The sequence below is a fragment of the Pseudomonas sp. AL10 genome, from assembly GCF_029960685.1.
Lineage (GTDB): Bacteria > Pseudomonadota > Gammaproteobacteria > Pseudomonadales > Pseudomonadaceae > Aquipseudomonas > Aquipseudomonas lactis.
This window is the reverse complement of sequence record NZ_JASBQZ010000013.1, coordinates 54,723-73,120: the sequence shown is the minus strand read 5'-3', so window position 1 is coordinate 73,120 and position 18,398 is coordinate 54,723. Positions and strand designations below refer to the sequence as shown.

The window sequence follows — 18,398 nt, the reverse complement described above, 5'->3', positions numbered from 1 at the left end:
GCACAACCGCTTTCTCAGGCTTTTATTGCAAAGTGTGTTGTTCGATGAACTCTGCCGGTACAACACCCTCTCGACTGACCAGCCGATTGAGTTCCGAGCGTGGCAATCGAACAGCCAGCAAGCTGACACCTTCTTCGTCGTGCTCTTCTTTCTGTACCGCGCCCAGCTCGAAAAACTGTGCACGCAGTCGAGCAAAACGCTGCGGCAAGCGCAAGGTGCCGACGAACAAATCGCTGCCGAGCAATTCGGCAATGGCTTGTTCCAACAGCTCCAGACCGCTGCCATCTCGCGCCGACAGCCAGACCCGCTGGGGCTTGCCATTCTCGTCGCGCTGGATCTGTGGCTCAACGCCTTCAAGCAAATCGAGTTTGTTATAGACCTCGAGGATCGGCAAGTCCTGGGCACCAATCTCGCCCAGTACCACCATCACCTGTTCAATCTGCAACATGCGATCCGGTTCGGCCGCATCGATCACGTGCAAGAGCAGGTCGGAATTGCTCGACTCTTCGAGCGTAGACCGAAATGCCTCCACCAGCTTGTGGGGCAGGTGACGAATGAAACCCACGGTATCGGCCAGCACAATCGGCCCCAGGTCGTCGATGTCCAGACGCCGCAGGGTTGGGTCGAGGGTGGCGAACAGTTGGTCTGCCGCGTACACGTCCGATTTAGTCACGTTATTGAACAGCGTGGATTTGCCGGCGTTGGTGTAGCCCACCAACGACACCGTAGGGATATCCGCACGGGAGCGGCCACGTCGCGACTGTTCACGCTGGCTGCGTACTTTTTCCAGGCGGCCCTTGATCTGGCGCAGGCGAACCCGCAGCAGACGCCGGTCGGTTTCCAACTGGGTTTCACCCGGGCCACGCATGCCGATACCGCCACCCTGACGCTCAAGGTGAGTCCAGCCACGAACCAGGCGCGTGCTCATGTGGTCAAGCTGGGCCAGTTCAACCTGGAGCTTGCCTTCATGGGTGCGGGCGCGCTGGGCGAAAATATCGAGAATCAGGCCGGTACGGTCGATCACGCGACACTCGAAAACACGTTCGAGGTTACGTTCCTGACTGGGCGTGAGGGTGTGATTGAAGATCACCAGATCGGCTTCTTCGGCATGAACCAGGTCGCGCAGTTCCTCGACCTTGCCGCTGCCAATCAGGTATTTGGCGGTTGGCCGATGACGCGGTACGTTAAAAAACGCAACGGTCTCGGCGCCGGCCGAATTTGCCAACTCCTGAAACTCCTGCGGATCTTCGCGCGCCTCAGGGTCCTGTCCATCCAAGTGAACGAGGATTACTCGCTCACCACCACCGTGGCGCTCAAAGAACAAAGGAGACTCCTATCAGGCGTTACCTGGCTCAGCGTCACCCTGTTCATCACCTGCTGCGCTAGGCAGACGGATTGGACGAACTGGAACGACTGTCGAGATAGCGTGCTTGTAAACCATCTGGCTGACGGTGTTTTTCAGCAGGATAACGAATTGGTCGAACGACTCGATCGTACCTTGCAGTTTGATGCCGTTGACCAGATAGATGGAAACCCCAACTTTCTCTTTACGTAAAGTATTCAAGTAAGGGTCTTGTAGCGAATGCCCTTTTGACATGTGCCGCACTCCTTTAAGGATCAATAATAAAAAATCGGAAAATAGATAGCTTATGGCCGTCACACCCCCAAGGATAGACGGCAATTGCAAGGACTCAGCTCAATATGGAGACCGTTCCCAAGTATTTCAAGGCGCGTGACAGATTGTCGCTGTCCAGGCTGTCCAACCAGTGCAAATCGCTCCAGCTGCGCAGCCAGGTGAACTGGCGCTTCGCCAATTGGCGCGTGGCAATAATGCCGCGCTCCTGCATTTCGGCTGACGTCAGCTTGCCATCCAGATGATCCCAGACTTGGCGGTAGCCTACAGCACGTATCGAAGGCAGCCCTGCATGCAGGTCACCTCTTGAACGCAATGCTACGACCTCGTCCACAAACCCCTGTTCCAACATTAATGTGAATCTTTGTGCAATTCGTTCATGCAACACCTGGCGGTTTGCCGGAGCAATGGCCAGATTCGCCACAGTATAGGGCAATTGTGACTGTCCAGATGCGCCTGCGTCAGCACTTTGCGCACTTTGTTTCAGCCGATGTTCAGTCATGGTCTGGCCACTGACACGCCAGACTTCCAGCGCGCGGGTGAGCCGCTGGGGGTCATTGGGGTGAATACGTGCCGCAGACACCGGGTCTACCGCCGCCAACTGGTCGTGCAGGGCTTGCCAGCCAAGGCGCGCAGCCTCTTCTTCCAGTTCGGCGCGCACCTGGGCATCGGCAGGCGGCATATCGGCCAGGCCTTCCTGCAACGCCTTGTAATAGAGCATGGTGCCGCCCACCAGCAGCGGGATATTGCCGCGCGCGGTGATCTCGGCCATGGCTGCCAGGGCGTCGGTGCGAAAATCCGCCGCCGAATAGCTCTGCGCCGGGTCGATGATGTCGATCAACTGGTGCGGATATTGGGCCAATAGCGCTTTCGACGGCTTGGCGGTGCCGATATCCATGTCCCGGTAAACCAGGGCAGAGTCGACACTGATCAGCTCACAAGGCAGCACCTTGGTCAGCTCGATGGCCAGGTCGGTCTTGCCGGCGGCCGTGGGGCCCATCAGGAAGATGGCGGGGGGCAAGGCGCTCATCAACGGCCGCGCAAGAACAGTTTGTCCAGATCGTCCAGGCCCATCTGGGTCCAGGTCGGTCGGCCATGGTTGCATTGGCCACTGCGCTCGGTGTTTTCCATGTCGCGCAGCAGGCCGTTCATTTCCGGCAGGGCCAGGCGGCGATTGGCGCGAATGGCGCCGTGGCAGGCCATGGTGCCAAGCAATTCGTTGATATGCGCCTGGATACGGTCGCTGGTGCCGTATTCCATCAGGTCTGCCAGCACGTCGGCCACCAGGCGGTTGGCCTCGGCCTGCTTGAGCAGCGCGGGAATCTGGCGGATCGCCAGGGTTTCCGGGCCCAGGCGTTGCAGCTCGAAGCCCAGTTTCTGGAACACGCTGTGATGTTCTTCTGCGCAGTCGGCTTCACGCTGGCTCACCGCCAGGGATTCAGGCACCAGCAGCGGCTGGCCGCTGAGGCCTTCGCTGGCCATGGCGATCTTCAGGCGCTCGTACATGATCCGCTCATGGGCGGCGTGCATGTCCACCAGCACCAGGCCATGGGCGTTTTCGGCAAGGATATAAATGCCTTTGAGCTGCGCCAGGGCATAGCCCAGCGGCGGAATATCACCACCGCCTTCGGGCAACGCCACAGCAGCACCCGGCTCGGCACCCGGCAGCGGCGCAAAAAACTCACGGTACGCCGCCTGGGCCTCGGCCACCGGCACCGTCGATTGCGGGCGCGGCGTGTACTGATACTGATAACCCGCACCGGCACCCGAGTTTGGCGCCGTGTAGGCTGGCTGCGCCTGTGGCGATTGCAGCAGATTGGCCGCCAGGCTCATCTCACCCTGGGGGCCGAACTCGCCGGCTTCCGGACCGCTCGGGCGTACCACCGCTGTGACAATCGGCGCTGACAGTTGATCATCCGGACGCACGTCGCCCAGGGCGCGGTGCAGCGTGCCATAAAGGAAGTCATGCACCATGCGCCCGTCACGGAAGCGCACCTCGTGTTTGGTCGGGTGCACGTTGACGTCGACCACCGAAGGGTCAACCTCAAAGAACAGCACAAAGGTGGGGTGGCGCCCGTTGAACAGCACATCGCGATAAGCCTGGCGTACCGCGTGGGCCACCAGTTTGTCGCGTACTGCCCGGCCGTTCACAAAGAAATACTGCAAGTCGGCCTGGCTGCGGGAGAACGTCGGCAACCCGACCCAGCCCCACAGCCTCAGGCCATTGCGCTCGATCTCAATCGGCAGCGCCTGCTCCAGGAAGCCGCTGCCACACACCGCCGCCACCCGCCGAGCACGCGCGGCATCGTCGTTGGCTTCGTGCAGGCTGAGGATGGTCTTGCCATTGTGGCGCAGGTGAAAGGCCACATCGAAACGCGCCAACGCCAGGCGTTTGATGACTTCTTGCAGGTGATCGAATTCGGTTTTCTCGGCCTTGAGGAACTTGCGCCGCGCCGGGGTATTGAAGAACAGGTCGCGCACTTCCACCGAGGTGCCCACCGGATGGGCCGCCGGCTGGACCCGAGGCGCCATGTCGCGGCCTTCGGTTTCCACCTGCCAGGCTTGCTCGGCGCTGCGAGTGCGGGAGGTCAGGGTCAGGCGGGCCACGGAGCTGATGGAGGCCAGGGCCTCACCACGAAAGCCCAGGCTCATGACCCGTTCCAGGTCTTCCAGGTCGCGGATCTTGCTGGTGGCGTGACGGGCCAGGGCCAGGGGCAGGTCATCCGAAGAGATACCGCTGCCATCGTCACGTACCCGCAGCAGCTTGACGCCGCCCTGCTCCACATCGACATCGATGCGTTTGGCACCGGAGTCGATGCTGTTTTCCAGCAACTCCTTGATCACCGACGCCGGGCGCTCAACCACCTCACCCGCGGCGATCTGGTTGGCAAGGCGCGGGCTGAGCAATTCAATGCGCGAGCCGCTGTTCAAGGTGGATTCGCTCATTACTGTGCCGCCAATTCAGTGCCGGGAATGGTCAACACCTGGCCGATCTTCAACTCATCGGTTTTCAGGTTATTGGCGCTGCGCAAGGCTGCAGGCGTGACCTGGAAACGCACGGCCAGCATGGCAACGGTATCACCGGGTTGCACACGATGGTCACGCGGGCCCTGGGCGATTTTGCCGGAGTCGCGCAGCCAGGCGATATAAGTGCCCGGCGGCGGGTTCTGCTGGAAGAACTGGCGCACACCGGCGCTGATCGAGCGCGCCAACGCTTGCTGGTGGCTGGCGCTGGCCAGTTTCGACGCTTCGTTGGCGTTGGAGATAAACCCGGTTTCCACCAGGATCGACGGGATATCCGGCGATTTCAACACCATGAACCCGGCTTGTTCCACGCGCTGTTTGTGCAGCGAGGTCACACGGCCGATATTGCTCAGGACTTTCTGGCCCACGTTGAGGCTGGAGGTCAACGAGGCGGTCATCGAAAGGTCGAGCAGTACGCCTGCGAGCATCTTGTCCTTGTCATCAAGGGACACGTTGCCGGCCCCGCCGATCAAGTCGGAACGGTTTTCGCTGTCGGCCAGCCAGCGTGCGGTCTCGGAGGTAGCGCCGCGATCCGACAGGGCAAATACCGAGGCGCCAAAGGCAGCGGTTGAAGGCGCGGCGTCGGCGTGAATGGACACGAACAGGTCCGCGCCCTTCTTACGGGCAATTTCGGTACGGCCACGCAACGGAATGAAGTAGTCACCGGTGCGGGTCAGTTCGGCGCGGTAGCCTTTCATACCGTTGACCTGGCGCTGCAGCTCACGGGCGATGGCGAGCACCACGTCTTTCTCGTGCTGGCCGCGTGAGCCGGAAGCCCCCGGATCTTCGCCACCGTGGCCGGCGTCGATCACCACGATGATGTCGCGCTTGCCCGCCGGGGCGGGCGGCGGCGGTGGCAGCTTGACCTGGGGTTGCGAAGGGTTGACTGGCACCGCAGGCACCGTCGCCACGCTCGGCGTTGGCGCAGGCGGCGGTGCGGCGTCGGCGGGGTTGTCGAACAGGTCGACCACCAGGCGGTTGCCATACTGGGCGTTGGGGGCCAGGGAGAAGCTTTTGGGGGTCACGGCCTTTTTCAGGTCGATGACCACACGCAGGTCGGTCGGCGTACGCTGGGCCGAGCGCATGGCGGTAATGGGCGTGTTGGCGGTGGAGACTTTCAGCGGCGCGGCCAGGCTGGCACCGTTGATGTCGATCACCAGGCGATCAGGCGCCGTCAAGGTAAAGACGCTGTGCTGGACCGGGCCAGACAGGTCGAACACCAGTCGCGTATTATCCGGCGCTCGCCACAGGCGAACACTTTTCACCTGTGAAGCAGCCAGAGCATTGACAGTCATTGCCGCAAGCAACACCCCCACGACAGCAACCAACGCGCGAAAGCGCATACCTAACCCCACCAATTATTTGAATTCCAATGCCAGAGCAGCACACCACGACTCAGCGCGTGGGCTCTGGGGCAACAACTTCAGCTGACGTCCGTGCTCATGCGGCGTAATGGTAATGGTCAGGTCCGGCTTTGGCAAAAAGCCTGTGCCTTTATTTGGCCACTCGATCAGGCACAGCGCATCATCGTCGAAGTAATCACGGATGCCCATGAACTCCAGCTCTTCCGGATCGACCAGGCGATAGAGGTCGAAGTGGAAGGCTCGCACGTCGCCGATCTCGTAGGGCTCGACCAACGTGAAGGTCGGGCTTTTTACCGCGCCGGTATGGCCAAGGCCACGAATAATCCCACGGGACAGTGTGGTTTTACCTGCGCCCAGGTCGCCCTCGAGAAAGATCAACCCGGCCCCTTGCGTGACCTGCGAAATACGCTGACCCAACACGACCATGGCCTCTTCATTTGCCAGGAAAAGAATTACTTCAGGCACGGCGACTGCTCCTCCAGCAATTGACGAATGGCGGGGATCAGGTCGCTGGCAGCCAAGCCGCGACCAAAACTGCCCTGGCGGTCTCCGGCGGTCGCGTGCAACCACACGGCCAGGCAGCTCGCTTCGTACGCGGGCATACCCTGAGCCAATAGTGCGCCGACCAGGCCGGCCAGCACATCGCCGAGCCCCGCTGTTGCCATCGCCGGATGGCCTTGATCACACCGCGACACGCGCCCATCCGGGCTGGCAATCAAACTGCCAGCACCCTTGAGGATAGCCACAGCATTGAATTTCTGGCTCAACGCGCGCGCCACCTTAAGGCGATCTGCCTGAACCTCGGCTGTCGATAGCCCCAACAAACGCGCAGCTTCGCCCGGATGAGGGGTAATCACACAGTGGGCCGGCAGCTCCACGCTGCCAGTGGCCAGCTGATTGAGCGCATCGGCATCCCATACCTGCGGCAGGTTGGCATTGGCCGCGACCGACAAGAGGCTTTTGCCCCAGGCGGCATCGCCCAGGCCTGGGCCAATGACGATCACCGAGATTTTTTCCAGCAGGCCCATCAACTGGTTGGCCGAGCTCACGCCAACGGCCATGACCTCCGGCAGCCGAGCCAGAGCGGCCGGCACATGTTCCGGCCGCGTCGCCAGCGAGACCATGCCGGCGCCGCTGCGCAGGGCACTTTCGCTGCTCAGCAGCGCCGCGCCGCCAAAGCCACGGTCACCACCGATGACCAGCAGGTGGCCGAACTGGCCCTTATGGGCGTCCGGGGAACGCGCAGCCAGTTGCGGCAAATGGCCAGGCAACAACAGCTGAACGTCGGTAATTGGGTGTTTTGTCTGAGGCATGCGTCTTCAAGCTCCGATGTCTGGCAGAATTATACGCATCTAACCTGTGGTTTCCCGTGTCTCATGCCTGCTATTACCTCCGATCTGCCCGCCCTCGCCCAATCGATCAAAGACTGGGGTCGCGAGCTGGGCTTTCAACAAGTGGGCATCAGCGGCCTTGACCTGGCTGAGCATGAACAGCACCTGCAACGCTGGCTCGACGCGGGTTACCACGGCGAGATGGAATACATGGGCGCCCACGGCAGCAAACGCTCCCACCCCGACGAGCTGGTGCCCGGTACCTTGCGCGTGGTGTCACTGCGCATGGACTACCTGCCCGGCGATACCCACATGGCGCAATTGCTGGCCCAACCAGAAAAAGCCTACATCTCGCGCTACGCCCTGGGCCGCGATTACCACAAGCTGATCCGCAAGCGCGTGCAGCAACTGGCCGACCGTATCCAGGCGCAGATCGGGCCGTTTGGCTTTCGCGCTTTCGTCGACAGCGCGCCCGTCCTGGAAAAAGCCATCGCTGAACAAGCGGGCCTGGGCTGGATCGGTAAAAACACCCTGGTTCTCAACCGCAAGGCCGGCAGTTACTTCTTCTTGAGCGAACTGTTTGTCGATTTGCCCCTGCCGGTGGACCCACCCCACGCCACCGAACACTGTGGCCGTTGTACAGCGTGCCTGGACATCTGCCCGACCAACGCCTTCGTCGGCCCTTACGTGCTGGACGCGCGCCGCTGCATTTCCTATCTGACCATCGAACTCAAAAGCGCCATCCCCGAGGACTTGCGCCCACTGATCGGCAACCGGGTGTTTGGCTGCGATGACTGTCAGATCGTTTGCCCGTGGAATCGTTTCGCCCGACCCACCGCCGAAAGCGATTTCAAGCCACGGCACAATCTGGATAACGCTGAACTGGCCGAATTGTTTATGTGGGACGAGGATAAATTCCTCAGCAGCACCGAGGGCTCGCCCCTGCGCCGTGCCGGTTATGAGCGCTGGTTACGCAATCTGGCGGTGGGCCTGGGCAATGCGCCCTCCAGCATTCCAGTGCTGGAAGCCTTGAAGGCGCGACGGGACTACCCCTCGGAGTTGGTGCGCGAACACGTGGAGTGGGCGCTGGAGCAACACGCTGCGCGCTAGTGGACGTCGTCGTTGTAGACGAACTTGGGCATTTCCCAGTGAAAACGGATCGCCAGCAGGCGTAGCAGGAAGCCACTGAACAACGTCAGCAGAATCGCTTGCTCGCTGGGCAGCTCCAGGTATAGGCACAACAAGTAGAACCACGCTGCCAGGAAAGACACGCTGGCATACAGCTCGCGGCGGAAGATCAGCGGAATGTCGTTACAGAAGATGTCCCGCAGGATGCCGCCGAATACGCCGGTGATGACCCCGCTGACGGACGCCACCAACATGCCGTGGCCCATTTCCAGGGCGGTCATGCAGCCAATCAGGGTAAACGCCACTAACCCCAAGGCGTCCAGCGCCAAAAACAGCGAGCGCAGGCGGCGCATCAAGGGCGCGATAAAGATCGTCACCAACGCGGCAACGGAGGTCAGCACCAGGTATTCCGGGTGTTTGACCCAGGTCAGCGGGTAGTGGCCGAGCAACACATCACGCACCGAACCGCCGCCCAGGGCCGTCACGCAAGCGATCAGCACCACGCCAAACCAGTCCATGCCACGCCGCCCCGCGGACAGGGCGCCAGTCATGGCTTCGGCGGTGATGGCGACGAGGTAGAGCATCAGCAACATGATGGCGATCCTGACAGAGAGGCCGGCAGTCTAATCATTTGCCGAGGGCACCAAAAGGGGGCGTTTGGCTAAAGACCGCGTCGCCTGCATCGCAGGCAAGCCAGCTCCCACAATTTGATTTGCGAATACCATCAAATGTGGGAGCTGGCTTGCCTGCGATGGCGCCTCCACAGGCGCCGCAGAATCAAGCCTTGATGAAATGCTTGCGGTAATGCTGCAACTCGGCAATCGACTCGCGAATATCATCCAGCGCCAAGTGCGTGCTGCCTTTATGGAAGCTGTCTTTGACTTCCGGCGCCCAGCGCGCAGCCAGTTCTTTCAAGGTCGACACGTCGAGGTTGCGGTAGTGGAAGTAACTTTCCAGCCCCTTCATGTGTGTATAAAGGAAGCGACGGTCCTGGCAGATGCTGTTGCCGCAGATCGGCGATTTGCCTTTGGGCACCCACTTTTCCAGGAAGGCGATGGTTTGGGCTTCGGCTTCGGCCATGCTGATACGGCTGTCGCGCACGCGCTGGGTCAGCCCGGAGTTACCGTGGGTGCGGGTGTTCCACTCGTCCATGGTGGCGAGCACAGCGTCGCTGTGGTGGATGGCGATCACCGGACCTTCGGCCAAGGTGTTGAGGTTGCTGTCGGTGACAATGGTCGCCATCTCGATGATGACGTCGGTGTCGGGGTTCAGACCGGTCATTTCCAGATCGATCCAAATCAGGTTCTGTGGGTTTTGCATGGCTTGATTCTCTTGGCACCTTGGCGTAGCCGGGCAGTTTAGCAGGCGGGGGCGTGCTAGACTCGCGACCGTTTTACCCAACTTTTGCATTATCGACACGGAACACCAATGGCCAAACGCCAGCTCAACCGTCGCCAAAACTGGCGCATCGAAAAGATTCAAGGTGAACGCGCCGCCCGCGCCGCCAAACGTGAATCCTCCGCCGTGGAAGCGCTCGAGGGCGGCGACCTGGGCCCCGAACAAACGGGCCTGGTGATCGCGCACTTTGGTGTGCAGGTCGAAGTCGAGGCGCTCGAAGGCGAACTCGCAGGCCAGGTGTTCCGTTGCCACTTGCGCGCCAACCTGCCTGCGCTGGTCACCGGCGACAAGGTGGTGTGGCGTGCCGGCAACCAGGGCATCGGCGTCATCGTCGCGCAGTTGCCGCGCAGCACCGAACTGCGTCGCCCCGACAGCCGTGGGCAGCTCAAGCCGGTGGCGGCCAACGTCGACATGATCGTGATCGTGTTCGCGCCGCTGCCCGAGCCCCATGCCAACCTGATCGACCGCTACCTGGTCGCGGCTGAGCATGCTGGTATCCGTCCGTTGCTGCTGCTGAACAAATTCGACCTGATCGACGAGCAGAACGCCCCGGCGCTCAATGCGTTGCTGGCGGTCTACCGCACCCTGGGCTACCCGGTGCTGGAAGTGTCGGCTCACCACGGCAACGGCATGGAACAGCTGCAACAGCAGTTGGACGGGCGGATCAGCGTGTTCGTCGGCCAGTCAGGCGTGGGCAAGTCGTCGCTGGTCAACAGCCTGTTGCCGGAAGTCGAAACCCGCGTGGGCCCGCTGTCTGAACTGTCCGGCCAGGGCACCCACACCACCACCACCGCGCGGTTGTTCCACTTCCCGGGCGGCGGCGAGTTGATCGACTCGCCGGGTATTCGTGAGTTCGGCCTGGGCCACGTCAGCCGCAGCGATGTGGAGGCCGGCTTCATCGAGTTCAACGACCTGATCGGCACCTGCCGCTTCCGCGACTGCAAACACGATCGCGAGCCGGGTTGTGCGTTGCTCAAGGCACTGGAAGATGGGCGCGTGCAGCAGCAGCGGATGAACAGCTATCGGTCGATTATTGCGAGCTTGCCCGAGAGCAGTTATTGACGGTCAATTTCTTGATACACATAAACCAGGGTGCTGAACGCCCTAGCCCATTGATTTAACAGGAGCGGGCATCAAGAATCCGGATCAACTGGGTGGCTGATACGCACAAGCCAGCTTGTATTCGGATTTCCTGATGCTCATAATTGCTCCGTCACCAGCGAAAGCTGGCAGGAGTCTGGATCCTTTTCGGGGTTGATCCAGCGGCGCAGAAGGGGCGAAGCAAGCTCCGCTGCGTGTCGAATGAAGCCGCCTTCGGGCGGCTTTGCTTTTTGTGGGGAATTAACATTTGGCTCTCTACTATCACCCCAAACAAGGCGACGTTTTGCTGTGTGACTTCACCCGAGGTTTTGTTGCACCGGAAATGCTGAAGATCCGCAAGGTTGTCGTGATATCGCCTACCGCGACCCACAATCGCAAGCTCTGCACCGTGGTGCCAATCTCCTCTACTGCACCAGCGACCCAATACGACTGGCACCATTTGCTACGCACCAATCCACTTCAGTCCGATGGTTATAAAGAGCTATGGGTGAAGTGCGACATGATTTATACCGTCAGCTTTGAGCGCCTCGACAAGTTGCATAGAAAGACTCGCACCAAAGGTCGGGAGTACTTCGTCCCGCGCCTGTGCGCCGACGACATGCGAGGCGTAGTCAGTGGTGTCAAAGCGTACCTCCCACTTTGAACACACACGAAAACGCCCCGAATGATCGGGGCGTTTTCGTTACCAGCGCATAGATCAATTATGACCCCGGTGCAGGCGCCGTAGGGTCCTTGACACCCCCATCATCAAACAGGTTCAGCTTCTGGCGCAGCTCATGAGCCGGCAGCGGCTCCTGCTCCGGCGGCAGGGCGTTGGGGTCGGCCGGCACTTCGCCTGGCGCACCGTCGCCCTGGGTCGGTGCCGGTGGCGGTGGTTGATCGCCTTCAATCGCACGCTGGGCTTTTTTGGTCAGCACCACGATATCAATGCGGCGGTTGACCGGGTTGAACGGGTCTTTGGGATCAAACAGCTGCGAGGAGGCAAAGCCCACCACGCGCGCCACTTGCGGGTCCGGGTAGCTGCCGGCTACCAGCGCACGCCGGGCGGCATTGGCGCGGTTGGCCGAGAGTTCCCAGTTGCCGAAATCGCCCTGGCCCGCGTAGGGCTTGGCGTCGGTATGCCCGCTGATGCTGATCTTGTTCGGCACCGCCTTGATGGTGTCAGCCATGGCCAGCAGGATGTCTTCAAAGTACGGCTTCAAGCGCGCACTGCCAGAGTCGAACATCGGCCGGTTGGCCGCATCGGTAATCTGGATGCGCAGCCCCTCGGGGGTGATCTCGAAAGAAATCTGGTCCTTGAACTTCAGCAACTGTGGGTTTTCTTCAACCTTGTTCTGCAATTCCTGCAGCAACAGTTCCAGACGCTCCTGTTCGACCTGTTCGGCCATGGACTCGACAGTGTCGCGCTCAATCGGAATTTTTTCCTGGGGCGACTCCGTTTGCACTTCCGGGTTGATGGTGCGCTCGGGCGCCAGTTCCGGCGAGCCGCCCAGGTCAATGACAAACGGAGTGCCGCTTTCCGAAAAGCCAATCGGGTCTTTGAAGTAGCCGGCGATGGCGATCTTCTGTTCTGGCGTAGCGGTGGACATCAGCCACAGCACCAGGAAGAACGCCATCATCGCCGTGGCAAAGTCGGCGAAGGCGATTTTCCAGGCACCGCCATGGTGCCCCGCAGCGAAGCGCTTGACGCGCTTGATGATGATCGGCTGGTTGTTTTCCATGGCTTAGCGACCGCGAACCGCTTGTTCCAGCTCGGAGAAACTCGGGCGATGTTTGGGGTACAGCACCTTGCGCCCAAACTCCACGGCCAGCGACGGCGGCATGCCCGACGCCGATGCCACCAGGCACGCCTTGATCGCTTCGTAGAGGTTGATCTCTTCCTTGGCATCGTGGGCCAGGGAAGTGGCGAGCGGGCCGAAGAAACCGTAGGCGGCAAGAATACCGAAGAAGGTCCCCACCAGCGCCGCACCTACGTGCATGCCGATGGCCGCCTGATCGCCCTCGCCCAGGGAGGCCATGGTCACCACGATGCCCAGTACCGCCGCGACAATACCGAAACCGGGCATGCCGTCGGCGATGCCGGTCACGGCGTGGGAAGGATGCTCCAGTTCTTCCTTAAGGCTGAACAACTCCATGTCGAACAGGCCTTCCAGCTCGTGGGGCGCCATGTTGCCGGAGGACATGATGCGCAGGTAATCACAGATATACGCGGTCATGCGCTCGTCTTTGAGCACGGCCGGGTACTTGGCAAAAATCGGGCTGGCCGCGGCGTCTTCGATATCGCCTTCGATCGCCATCATGCCTTCGCGGCGGCTCTTGTTGAGGATCTCGTAGATCAGCCCCAGCACTTCCAGATAAAACGTGTGGGAGAAGCGCGAGCTGAACATGCCCAAGGACTTCTTGACCACGTGCATGGTCATATAGCCTGGGTTGGCCTGCAAAAATGCGCCGAACGCGGCACCGCCGATAATCAGCACCTCAAAAGGCTGGATCAGTGCGGCGATTTTACCGTGGGAGAGGACGTACCCTCCGAGCACACTTGCGATGACGACAATGATGCCGATAATTTTAGCCATAGGAGAGGGGTACTTGCGCCGTCGGGTTCATGGACATATTGGGTGCAGCAGAAAACTCTTGTTCTACTTATCGGCAAAACTGCGCCAGACTATAGCCCGTTAAGGCGAAAAGCCAATTCGGCCCGTTCCGGGCGTGTTGAACGCAAGTGATGATCGCGCCCCAATCATGGCAATTGAAACGACAGTCCCAACGAACCGCCCCACTACCCTCGCCGCTTGGATCAAGTGCCTGGACGACGTGCTGCTGCCCGTGCCCCAGGCCAGTCATGAGCGCGTGTGCAAAGCTATTCGCGATAGCCGCAGTTCATTGCGAGATATTGCGGAGCTGATGCAAGACAGCCCGGCCCTCGTGCTGAGCGTGATGCGCGAAGCCAACAGCCAAGCCCATGGTAGCCTGGCCGAACCTGCGGAAAACCTTGAAGTCGCGCTTAACCGTCTTGGCCTCAAACGTGCCGAGGAGCTGCTGGCGCGCCTGCCTTCGGTACCCGCCCGGGAAATCCCCGTGGCCTTGCGTCAACTGCTGCTGATCAGCCAGCACGCATCCCAGCAAGCCAACGGTTTGTTCGGCAGTCGCCTGGCGCGGTTGTGGCAGGACATCCACTGGGGCAGCCTGCTGTTTTTGTCGCCACTGTGGCCGATGGCCGTCGCCTACCCCAAGCTTCTGGAGGAGTGGGAGTTGCGGGTGATCCATAAAGGCCAATCGGCGCGTCAGGTCGAGCAACAGCTGTTCGGCGTGCGTTTGCTTGACCTGTGCCTGGGCTTGACCGAAGCCTGGCACCTGCCGATCTGGGTTTCACAGGGCTACAAGTTGCTGTTGGCCGAGCAACGCCTGCTGGTCAAGGCGCTGCACATTGCCCGCCAAGACGATGCCCTGCGCCACCAGCAATTGCTCGATGCCGAGCCCAACCTACGACGCTGGCTGAACCAGCCGGCCAACACCGTGTTGCTGGCCAATGGCCTGGCGATGTCGGCCCAGGAATCCTGGACCTGCGCGCACACCGAGCGCTGGCAATACCTGACGGCGCTGTACCTGCAAGCGCCATTGAGCGATGTGCAACAGCAAGCCCACCAGCAAGCGGTGACCAGCGCTCGTACCACCTTGATGCCCGACCTCTGGCACCCGGCGCTGTCGCTGATCTGGCCGTGGCATGTGCAGAAGGTCCATCGCGGCTTGTTGCCTGCACCGCCTCCGACTGCCGAAGCCTTGGCCGTGTGGCGCACGCGATGCACCGAGTTGCTGGTGGAGCCGAGCCGCTTTGCCAACGCTATGCACTTGACCACTTGCGCCAAGGAAGCTCTGGTTGCCAGTGGCATGCAGCGGGTACTGATATTCATGGCCGATCGCGCCTTGAGCACCTTGCGCGTGCACCAGGCCGACGGCCTGCCCAAGGACGCAGCTCACCTGAGCCTGGATGTGGTCAACAGCACGTTGCTGCAACGCCTGCTGGAAAAGTCCGCCCAGGTACGCCTGAACCCCGACAACCATGCGCAGTTTTCCGCCTTGCTGCCACCGATCCTGCGTCGCTTGTTTATCGGCGAGCACCTGCTGTTGCGCTCACTGAGCTGCAACGGCCGCGTGGTCATGCTGATCGTGGCGGACCAAGGCGGCGGGCCGTTCTCGGAAACCACCGTGCAGGCGTTCGGCAAAACCGCCCAATGCATCGAGAAAGCCCTGCACAGCTTTACCAACCGCAGCGGCTGATGCTTGCGCTACAATCACCGGCCTTTATCGCCAACATTTGTGCCCAGGAGACCTCACATGCCTGACTTCTCTGGCTTGCCGCTGGTGATCGAATCCGCCGACCTGTTGAGTCGCCTCGATTCCAAGCACTTGATATTGGTGGACCTCACCAGTGCCGCCCGCTACGCCGAAGGGCATATCCCCGGCGCGCATTTCGTTGACCCCAAGCGCACCCAACTGGGCCAGCCACCCGCACCCGGGCTGCTGCCGAGCAAGGCCGACCTGGAAAAACTGTTCGGCGAACTGGGCCACACCCCGGACGCCACCTATGTGGTCTATGACGACGAAGGCGGCGGTTGGGCCGGGCGCTTTATCTGGATGCTCGACGTGATCGGCCACCAGAAATATCACTACCTCGACGGCGGCCTGCTGGCATGGCTGGAGGAAGGGCACCCGCTTTCCACCGATGTGCCCCCGGCAGCCGGCGGCCCGGTCAGCCTCACGCTGCACGACGGCCCTACCGCCACCCGTGAGTACCTGCAAAGCCGTCTCGGTGCGGCCGACCTGGGGATCTGGGACGCTCGTGGCCCGCTGGAGTATTCCGGCGAGAAAGTGCTCGCAGCCAAGGGCGGCCACATTCCCGGCGCGGTGAACTTCGAATGGACCGCCGGCATGGACAAGGCGCGCAACCTGCGTATTCGCCGTGACATGCCGCAGATCCTCGAAGACCTCGGGCTGACCAAAGACAAAGAAATCATCACCCACTGCCAGACTCACCACCGCTCTGGCTTCACCTACCTGGTGGCCAAGGCGCTCGGTTATCCGCGAGTCAAAGGTTATGCCGGTTCCTGGGGCGAATGGGGCAACCACCCCGACACCCCCGTTGAGATTTAAGGTTTAAGGACAGTTATGAAAAAGCAGTTGTTTATCCTCAGCCAGTACTTGCTGCCGCACCACTTGCTGTCGCGCCTGGCCGGCTGTATCGCCGAGTGCCGCGTGCGCTGGTTCAAGAACGCCTTCACTGCCTGGTTCGCCAAGCGCTACCAGGTGGACATGTCCCAGGCCCTGGTGGAAGACCTGAGCGCCTACGAGCACTTCAACGCCTTCTTCACCCGCGCGCTGAAAGACGGTGCCCGCCCGTTGGATCCAACCCCAGGCGCAGTCCTGAGCCCTGCCGACGGCGCGGTCAGCCAGCTAGGCCCGATCGAACATGGCCGTATCTTCCAGGCCAAGGGCCACAGCTTCAGCGTGCTGGAACTGCTCGGTGGCGATGCGGCGATGGCTGCGCCGTTCATGGGCGGCGAGTTCGCGACTATTTACCTGTCGCCCAAGGACTACCACCGGGTGCACATGCCATTGGCCGGTACCCTGCGCGAGATGGTGTATGTGCCGGGTCGGATTTTCTCGGTCAACCAGACCACCGCCGAAAACGTGCCGGAGTTGTTCGCCCGTAACGAGCGTGCTGTCTGCTTGTTCGACACCGAACGCGGCCCGATGGCCGTGGTGTTGGTGGGTGCGATGATCGTTGCTTCGATTGAAACCGTGTGGGCAGGCTTGGTGACGCCGCCCAAGCGCGAGCTGAAAACCTTTCGCTACGACGAAGCCGCCCGCGCGCCGATTCATCTGGAAAAAGGTGCGGAACTGGGTCGTTTCAAACTGGGATCGACCGCCATCGTGCTGTTCGGGCCGGACCAGGTGAAGTGGGCTGAGGAGCTGGCAGCGGGTACGCCGGTGCAGATGGGCCAGGGTATCGCACTGCCAAAAGCCTGATATTGCAGTTGATCGTTCCCACGCTCCGCGTGGGAATGCAGCCCGAGGCGCTCTGCGCCCAAAGCGTGACGCAGAGCGTCACTGGAGGCGTTCCCACGCGGAGCGTGGGAACGCCTCCAGTGACAGTGAGATCGGCTTATAGCTGACCGTCGCGGTCACGCAAGCCCAGCAGGTACAGCACGCCATCCAACCCCAAGGTCGAAATCGCCTGCTTGGCCGATTGCTTGACCAACGGCTTGGCACGGAACGCCACGCCCAACCCGGCAATCGCCAGCATCGGTAGGTCATTGGCGCCGTCGCCGACCGCGATGGTCTGCTCCAGACGCAAGCCTTCCTTGTGGGCCAATTCCTTGAGCAGGTCGGCCTTGCGTTGCGCGTCGACGATCGGCTCCACCGCCACGCCAGTCACTTTGCCATCCACCACTTCCAGCTCGTTGGCGAATACATAGTCAATGCCCAGCTTGGCCTGCAACTGCTTGGCGAAGTAAGTGAAGCCGCCGGACAGGATGGCGGTCTTGTAGCCCAGGCGCTTGAGTTCGGCGAACAGGGTTTCTGCGCCTTCAGTCAGGCGCAGCGACGCGCCGATCGAATCCAGCACGCCCACGTCCAGGCCCTTGAGCAGCGCCAGACGCTCCTTGAAGCTGGCACGGAAATCCAGCTCGCCGGCCATCGCGCGCTCAGTAATCTCAGAAACTTGCTCGCCCACACCGGCCGCTTTGGCCAACTCGTCGATGACTTCGGCTTCGATCAAGGTGGAGTCCATGTCGAACACCGCCAGACGGCGGTTGCGACGGAACAGGGAGTCTTCCTGGAAAGCGATATCGACATTCAGCTCCTGGGCCACGCTCAGGAAGTCGGCGCGCAGCGCTTGCGCGTCAGCCGGTTCGCCGCGTACGGAGAACTCGATGCAGCCCTTGCCTTTGTCGGCCGGAGTGTCCAATGGCATGCGACCCGACAGACGGTCGATATGGTCGATATTCAATCCGTACTGCGCGGTAATGGAGCTGACGCGCTGCAGCTGCTCAGCCGTTACCTTGCGGGTCAACAGCGTGACAATATGGCGCTTTTTGCCCTGACCTTCGACCCAGTGCTGGTAGTCAGCTTCGGACACCGGGGTGAAACGCACCTGTTGATCGAGCTTATACGCCGTAAACAGGATGTCCTTGAGTACCGAGGAGGCCTGTTCGGTGCTGGGGATTTCCACCAGGATGCCGAACGACAAGGTGTCGTGGATCACCGCCTGGCCGATGTCGAGAATGTTCACACCACCCTGGGCCAGGACGCCGGTAATGGCTGCGGTGAGACCCGGTCGGTCTTCACCCGTGATGTTGATCAGGACAATTTCGCGCAAAGCGCACCCCCAGGCTGGAAAAAAACCGCATTCTACCCACT

At 61.2% G+C, this 18,398-nt stretch carries 18 protein-coding genes; 6 read left to right on the top strand and 12 right to left on the bottom strand.

Going from position 1 to position 18,398, the window contains the following annotated elements; translation table 11 throughout:
• Positions 1-22 precede the first annotated feature (22 nt).
• From hflX to QK296_RS14850, 7 genes are all read right to left on the bottom strand, one after another.
• Positions 23-1,324: a ribosome rescue GTPase HflX gene (gene hflX, locus QK296_RS14880; protein ID WP_003188061.1), complete on the bottom strand. Its 1,302-nt coding sequence runs from the start codon at positions 1,322-1,324 to the stop codon at positions 23-25.
• A 12-nt stretch (positions 1,325-1,336) separates the two neighbouring features.
• A complete protein-coding gene (gene hfq, locus QK296_RS14875; RefSeq protein WP_003188059.1) occupies positions 1,337-1,597 on the bottom strand; it encodes an RNA chaperone Hfq in 261 nt (86 codons plus the stop codon).
• 94 nt (positions 1,598-1,691) lie between these two features.
• Positions 1,692-2,663: a tRNA (adenosine(37)-N6)-dimethylallyltransferase MiaA gene (miaA, locus tag QK296_RS14870; protein ID WP_003188057.1), complete on the bottom strand. Its 972-nt coding sequence runs from the start codon at positions 2,661-2,663 to the stop codon at positions 1,692-1,694.
• Complete coding sequence (gene mutL, locus QK296_RS14865) at positions 2,663-4,564, bottom strand: DNA mismatch repair endonuclease MutL (protein WP_161794311.1); 1,902 nt, start codon at positions 4,562-4,564, stop codon at positions 2,663-2,665. The genes miaA and mutL overlap by 1 nt, the downstream gene beginning before the upstream one ends.
• A 14-nt stretch (positions 4,565-4,578) precedes the next feature.
• Positions 4,579-6,000, bottom strand: coding sequence for an N-acetylmuramoyl-L-alanine amidase (locus tag QK296_RS14860; protein WP_032878208.1), 1,422 nt, complete (start codon positions 5,998-6,000; stop codon positions 4,579-4,581).
• 15 nt (positions 6,001-6,015) lie between these two features.
• Complete coding sequence (tsaE, locus tag QK296_RS14855) at positions 6,016-6,486, bottom strand: tRNA (adenosine(37)-N6)-threonylcarbamoyltransferase complex ATPase subunit type 1 TsaE (protein ID WP_003188052.1); 471 nt, start codon at positions 6,484-6,486, stop codon at positions 6,016-6,018.
• Entirely contained in the window at positions 6,474-7,334 is an 861-nt protein-coding gene (locus QK296_RS14850; protein WP_003188051.1) for an NAD(P)H-hydrate dehydratase, read from the bottom strand. The genes tsaE and QK296_RS14850 overlap by 13 nt, the downstream gene beginning before the upstream one ends.
• 63 nt (positions 7,335-7,397) lie before the next feature.
• Between QK296_RS14850 and queG the strand changes: the two genes are divergently transcribed.
• Entirely contained in the window at positions 7,398-8,462 is a 1,065-nt protein-coding gene (gene queG, locus QK296_RS14845) for a tRNA epoxyqueuosine(34) reductase QueG (RefSeq protein WP_003188049.1), read from the top strand.
• Here the strand turns inward: queG and QK296_RS14840 are convergent.
• Together QK296_RS14840 and orn are read right to left on the bottom strand one after the other, a co-directional pair.
• Complete coding sequence (locus tag QK296_RS14840; protein ID WP_169856984.1) at positions 8,459-9,076, bottom strand: trimeric intracellular cation channel family protein; 618 nt, start codon at positions 9,074-9,076, stop codon at positions 8,459-8,461. The genes queG and QK296_RS14840 overlap by 4 nt on opposite strands.
• A gap of 181 nt (positions 9,077-9,257) precedes the next feature.
• Positions 9,258-9,800 carry an oligoribonuclease gene (gene orn / locus QK296_RS14835; protein WP_003188046.1) on the bottom strand — a complete coding sequence of 181 codons (543 nt, stop codon included), beginning with the start codon at positions 9,798-9,800 and terminating at the stop codon, positions 9,258-9,260.
• A gap of 108 nt (positions 9,801-9,908) precedes the next feature.
• On the opposite strand from orn, the gene rsgA reads away from it, so the two are divergent.
• Positions 9,909-10,940: a small ribosomal subunit biogenesis GTPase RsgA gene (gene rsgA, locus QK296_RS14830; protein ID WP_003188044.1), complete on the top strand. Its 1,032-nt coding sequence runs from the start codon at positions 9,909-9,911 to the stop codon at positions 10,938-10,940.
• Positions 10,941-11,226: 286 nt separating this feature from the next.
• Positions 11,227-11,622 (top strand): type II toxin-antitoxin system PemK/MazF family toxin, encoded by a 396-nt coding sequence (locus QK296_RS14825; protein WP_032900374.1) that lies wholly within the window; start codon positions 11,227-11,229, stop codon positions 11,620-11,622.
• A gap of 58 nt (positions 11,623-11,680) precedes the next feature.
• Here QK296_RS14825 and motB read toward each other — a convergent pair whose 3' ends face one another.
• Positions 11,681-12,700: a flagellar motor protein MotB gene (gene motB / locus QK296_RS14820; RefSeq protein WP_034134753.1), complete on the bottom strand. Its 1,020-nt coding sequence runs from the start codon at positions 12,698-12,700 to the stop codon at positions 11,681-11,683.
• A gap of 3 nt (positions 12,701-12,703) precedes the next feature.
• Positions 12,704-13,555, bottom strand: a complete 852-nt coding sequence (gene motA, locus QK296_RS14815) for a flagellar motor stator protein MotA (protein WP_003188041.1) — start codon at positions 13,553-13,555, stop codon at positions 12,704-12,706.
• 166 nt (positions 13,556-13,721) lie between these two features.
• On the opposite strand from motA, the gene QK296_RS14810 reads away from it, so the two are divergent.
• From QK296_RS14810 to asd, 3 genes are read left to right on the top strand one after another with little or no spacing between them, the layout of a single operon-like run.
• Positions 13,722-15,257: an HDOD domain-containing protein gene (locus QK296_RS14810; protein ID WP_282391056.1), complete on the top strand. Its 1,536-nt coding sequence runs from the start codon at positions 13,722-13,724 to the stop codon at positions 15,255-15,257.
• A gap of 57 nt (positions 15,258-15,314) precedes the next feature.
• Positions 15,315-16,130: a rhodanese-like domain-containing protein gene (locus tag QK296_RS14805; RefSeq protein ID WP_034134751.1), complete on the top strand. Its 816-nt coding sequence runs from the start codon at positions 15,315-15,317 to the stop codon at positions 16,128-16,130.
• A 15-nt stretch (positions 16,131-16,145) separates the two neighbouring features.
• On the top strand, positions 16,146-17,006 hold the full coding sequence (asd, locus tag QK296_RS14800; RefSeq protein WP_003188035.1) for an archaetidylserine decarboxylase: 861 nt from the start codon (positions 16,146-16,148) through the stop codon (positions 17,004-17,006).
• A gap of 136 nt (positions 17,007-17,142) precedes the next feature.
• Here the strand turns inward: asd and serB are convergent, their stop codons facing one another.
• Positions 17,143-18,357, bottom strand: a complete 1,215-nt coding sequence (serB, locus tag QK296_RS14795; RefSeq protein ID WP_003188034.1) for a phosphoserine phosphatase SerB — start codon at positions 18,355-18,357, stop codon at positions 17,143-17,145.
• Positions 18,358-18,398: the final 41 nt, after the last annotated feature.

Excerpts from the sequence above, each read along its gene's own strand:
- hfq (WP_003188059.1), bottom strand. The coding sequence starts at position 1,597 with ATGTCAAAAGGGCATTCGCTACAAGACCCTTACTTGAATACTTTACGT.
- miaA (WP_003188057.1), bottom strand. The coding sequence starts at position 2,663 with ATGAGCGCCTTGCCCCCCGCCATCTTCCTGATGGGCCCCACGGCCGCC.
- QK296_RS14860 (WP_032878208.1), bottom strand. The coding sequence starts at position 6,000 with ATGCGCTTTCGCGCGTTGGTTGCTGTCGTGGGGGTGTTGCTTGCGGCA.
- QK296_RS14850 (WP_003188051.1), bottom strand. The coding sequence starts at position 7,334 with ATGCCTCAGACAAAACACCCAATTACCGACGTTCAGCTGTTGTTGCCT.
- queG (WP_003188049.1), top strand. The coding sequence starts at position 7,398 with ATGCCTGCTATTACCTCCGATCTGCCCGCCCTCGCCCAATCGATCAAA.
- orn (WP_003188046.1), bottom strand. The coding sequence starts at position 9,800 with ATGCAAAACCCACAGAACCTGATTTGGATCGATCTGGAAATGACCGGT.
- rsgA (WP_003188044.1), top strand. The coding sequence starts at position 9,909 with ATGGCCAAACGCCAGCTCAACCGTCGCCAAAACTGGCGCATCGAAAAG.
- motB (WP_034134753.1), bottom strand. The coding sequence starts at position 12,700 with ATGGAAAACAACCAGCCGATCATCATCAAGCGCGTCAAGCGCTTCGCT.
- motA (WP_003188041.1), bottom strand. The coding sequence starts at position 13,555 with ATGGCTAAAATTATCGGCATCATTGTCGTCATCGCAAGTGTGCTCGGA.
- QK296_RS14810 (WP_282391056.1), top strand. The coding sequence starts at position 13,722 with ATGGCAATTGAAACGACAGTCCCAACGAACCGCCCCACTACCCTCGCC.
- QK296_RS14805 (WP_034134751.1), top strand. The coding sequence starts at position 15,315 with ATGCCTGACTTCTCTGGCTTGCCGCTGGTGATCGAATCCGCCGACCTG.
- asd (WP_003188035.1), top strand. The coding sequence starts at position 16,146 with ATGAAAAAGCAGTTGTTTATCCTCAGCCAGTACTTGCTGCCGCACCAC.